Below are 4,306 nucleotides of genomic sequence, written 5' to 3'. Positions count from 1 at the left end.
GTATCACGATCTGTCTGGACTTGAGCAGCAGGAGAGGGAACGGGCGAAGCAGGCCCTGACGGAAGAGACGCTGCACAGGCCGTTCGATCTGACGCAGGATGTGTTGATCCGTGCCAGTCTGGCGAAGTTGGGCGAGCAGGATCATGTGCTGAATCTGTGCATGCACCACATCGTGTCGGATGGCTGGTCGATGGGTGTGCTGACACGGGAGCTGGCGGCGCTGTACGAGGCGTTCAGCCAGGGGCAGGAGAATCCGCTGTCGGAATTGCAGATTCAGTACGCTGATTACGCGCAGTGGCAGCGTCAGTGGCTGAGCGGCGAGCGGCTCGAGCGGCAGGTGGCCTTCTGGAAGGAGGAACTGTCAGGCGCGCCATCGCTGCTGGAGCTGCCGACGGATCATCCGCGGCCGCAGGTGCAGAGCTTTGCCGGCAGCGTCATACCGTTCGATCTGGACGAAGGCACCACGCAAGGGCTCAACGCGCTGGCCAGGCGGCACGGTGCGACGCTGTTCATGGTGCTGCAGGCCGGGTTTGCGGTGCTGATGGGCAGGTTGAGCGGCCAGGACGATGTGGTGGTGGGCACACCGGTGGCCAACCGCAGAAGGAGCGAGCTGGAAGGGCTGATCGGGTTCTTCGTGAACACGCTGGCGCTGCGTACGAGGCTGGACGGGCAGGCGACGGTGGCAGAGCTGCTGGCGCAGGTCAAGGACCGCACGCTGGCAGGGTATGGGCATCAGGACGTGCCGTTCGAGCAGGTGGTGGAGGCGGTGAGTCCGGAGCGGGACATGAGCCACAGCCCGCTGTTCCAGGTGATGCTGGCGCTGCAGAACAATGCAGAAGTCGAGCTGAAGCTGCCGGGGCTGACGCTGGGGCAGGAGGAATTCGGGCATGATACGACGCACTTTGATCTGACACTGTCGCTGGGTGAGGCTGATGGGCGGCTGCAGGGGATGGTGGAGTACAGCACGGTGCTGTTCGAGCGGGCCACGGTGGAAAGGTGGCTGGGGCACCTGAAGGTGTTGCTGTCGGCGATGGTGGCCGATGAGGCCTGCACGCTGGCCGGGTTGCCGCTGTTGACGGAGCCGGAGCGTGAGCAGGTCATCCATGGGTTCAATGCCACGCGGGCCGAGTATCCGAGGCAGGCGCTGATTCACGAGTTGTTCGAGCAGCAGGTGGAGCGGACACCGGACGCGGTGGCGGTGCAGTACGAGGGTGAGGAACTGACGTACGCCCAATTGAACGCGAAGGCCAACCAGCTGGCGCACCGTCTCCGGGCGATGAGGGATGCCTCAGGGGATCCAGTTATAAAACCGGATGCGCTGGTGGCGATCAGTGTGGAAAGAAGCCTCGAGATGGTGGTGGGTCTGCTGGGGATCCTGAAGGCGGGGGCGGCGTATGTGCCGATCGATCCGTCCTATCCGGCAGAGCGTCTGCGCTATGTGCTGCAGGACAGCAGGCCCGTGGCGTTTCTGACCCATGGCCTGATTCCTGTTGCATTGCGCGATCAGCTGCAGGACGTGGTGGGCGGTGTGCCGGTGATTGGGCTGGATGCGTCATCGGAACTGTGGCAGGAGCCCGAGAGGGAAAACCTGTCATCAGCATCCATGGGGCTGCAGTCCTCCCATCTGGCGTATGTGATCTACACCTCGGGTTCGACGGGCAAGCCGAAGGGGGTGATGGTCGAGCACCAGAACGTGGCAAGGCTGTTTGCAGCCACACAGGACTGGTTCCACTTTGGTTCAGGGGATGTCTGGACGCTGTTCCATTCGTTTGCCTTTGACTTCTCGGTGTGGGAGATCTGGGGGGCGCTGTTGCATGGTGGGCGGCTGGTGGTGGTGCCGTATCTGGTGAGCCGTTCACCGGATGCGTTCTACGGGCTGCTGTGTGATGAGGGGGTGACGGTGCTGAACCAGACACCGAGTGCCTTCCGGCAGCTGATGGCGGCCCAGGAGACGGCAGAGACGCAGAGACACCGGCTGCGCACGGTGATCTTCGGCGGAGAGGCGCTGGAGCCGACCATGCTGGGGCCATGGTACGAACGGGAGCAGAACCGGGATACGCAGCTGGTGAACATGTACGGCATTACCGAGACGACGGTGCATGTGACGTACAGGCCGCTGAATGCAGAGGACGTGACCAGAGGGAACAGCAGCCCGATTGGTGTGCACATTCCGGATCTGAGGATTTATGTGCTGGATGCAAACCGGCAACCGGTGCCGCTGGGCGTGACGGGAGAGTTGTACGTGGGTGGCGCGGGCGTGGCCCGGGGTTACCTGAACCGTGAGGAGCTGACGGCGGAGCGCTTTGTGGATGATCCGTTCAGTGAAGAGCCGGGGGCCCGGATGTACAGGACGGGAGACCTTGGGCGGTGGCAAGCCGATGGATCGCTCGAGTACCAGGGCAGGAATGACTTCCAGGTCAAGATCCGGGGCTTGAGGATAGAGCTGGGCGAGATCGAGGCGCGGCTGGCGGAGTTGCCGGCTGTCAGGGAAGTGGTGGTACTGGCCAGAGAGGCAGGGCGAACAGAACCGGGCAGGGGAGAAGGTACGGGCAGTACATCCGGCACCGGGGTCACGGGCGACAGGCGTCTGGTGGCGTACTGGGTGGCTCGGCAAGGGCTGCCGAAAGCGGAAGTACCGACGATAGAGGAGCTGCGGGATCACCTGAAGGCAGAGCTACCGGCGTACATGGTGCCGTCGGCATTCGTGAAGCTGGAAGCCATGCCGCTCACATCCAATGGCAAGGTGGACAGGAAGGCGTTGCCGGCGCCGGATGCGGATGCGCTGGTCAGGCACGAGTACGAGGCGCCACAGGGACCGGTGGAAGAGGTGCTGGCCGGAATCTGGCAGGAGTTGCTGGGTGTGGAGCGGGTTGGCCGCCACGACAGTTTCTTCGATCTGGGCGGGCATTCTCTGTTGATCGTATCGATGGTGGAGAAACTGCGTCAGGCAGGGCTGCAGGCCGAAATCCGTCAGGTGTTCCATGCCGGGAGCCTGGCGGCCCTGGCGGCGGAGATTCGTGGACAGGAAGCCGACGGCTGGCAGGCACCGGCCAACCTGATCCCGCAGGGCTGCACGCACATCACGCCAGACATGCTGCCGCTGGTGGCACTGGATCAGGTGCAGATTGATCGGATTGCGGAAACGGTACCGGGTGGAATGGGCAACATTCAGGACATCTACCCGCTGGCACCATTGCAGGAAGGGGTACTGTTCTATCACCGCTTCCACCGGGACAACGATCCATATGTGCTGAGTGCCATTGTGTCCTTTGCTTCACGGCAGCAGTTCGAGCGCTTTGCATGGGCCCTGAACAGGGTGGTGGCACGGCATGACGTGCTGCGCACGGCGGTGCTGTGGGAGGATCTGCCGCAGGTGGTGCAGGTAGTGTACCGGCATGCGGAGCTGGTGACGGAGCCGCTGGAGATTGCTGGCGGGGGAGATGCACTGCAGAGCATCCGGGCGTATCTGGATCGGGCACCGCTGTCGATGAACCTGGCCGAGCCGCCGTTGCTGAATCTGAGGCCAGTGCATGTGGCCGGCTGTGCGGAGAATGAAGACGGACAGTGCCATGCCGTGTTGATGTTCCATCATGTGATAGCGGATCACGTATCGCTGGATGTGATGATGCAGGAGGTGGTGCAGATTCTGGAAGGAGAAGAGGATGCACTGCCGCAGCCGATGCCCTATCGGGGATTCGTGGCGCACAGTCTGGGCAGCCAGAAAGAGGCGGATGCGGAAGCGTTCTTCCGGCAGATGCTGGGGGATGTGGATGAGCCGACGGCACCGTTTGGGCTGATGGACGTGCATGGAGATGGCACGGCGATCAGCGAGAGTGGGCAGCTGCTTGGAGAAGCACTGTCGCAGCGGATCAGGGAAAGCGTGCGCAGGCTGGGCATGAGTGCGGCGACGCTGTTTCACGTGGCCTACGCACTGGTGCTGGCCCGGTGTGCAGCGCGTGACGATGTGGTCTTTGGCAGCGTGCTGTCGGGGCGCATGGGTGGCGTGGCCGGAGCGGACCGGATGATGGGGATGTTCATCAACACGCTGCCGGTGCGTCTGAAGCTGCAGGGTGTGAGTGTGCTGGAGGCGATGCGAGCGGCCCAGAATGGGCTGGTGGATTTGCTGAAGTATGAGCAGACGCCGCTGGCGATAGCGCAGCGCTGCAGTGGTCTGGACAGTGGTGTGGCGCTGTTCAGTGCGATGCTCAACTTCAGGCACAGTCAGGGAACGGATGAACTGGTGGGGCGTTCCGGTATTGCTGCGATAGAAGGGAAGGAGCGTACCAACTACCCATTTGTGGTGTCG

General features: G+C 62.9%; 1 protein-coding gene. It reads left to right on the top strand.

Going from position 1 to position 4,306, the window contains the following annotated elements; translation table 11 throughout:
- Positions 1 to 4,306 (top strand): non-ribosomal peptide synthetase (locus EHV23_RS15390; protein WP_158616012.1); only part of this gene is annotated, 4,306 nt, incomplete at both ends.

The sequence above is a fragment of the Lautropia dentalis genome (assembly GCF_003892345.1).
Taxonomy (GTDB): Bacteria; Pseudomonadota; Gammaproteobacteria; order Burkholderiales; family Burkholderiaceae_E; genus Lautropia; species Lautropia dentalis.
Note: the sequence above shows the minus strand (reverse complement) of the source record. Positions and strands in the feature narration are given on the sequence as shown.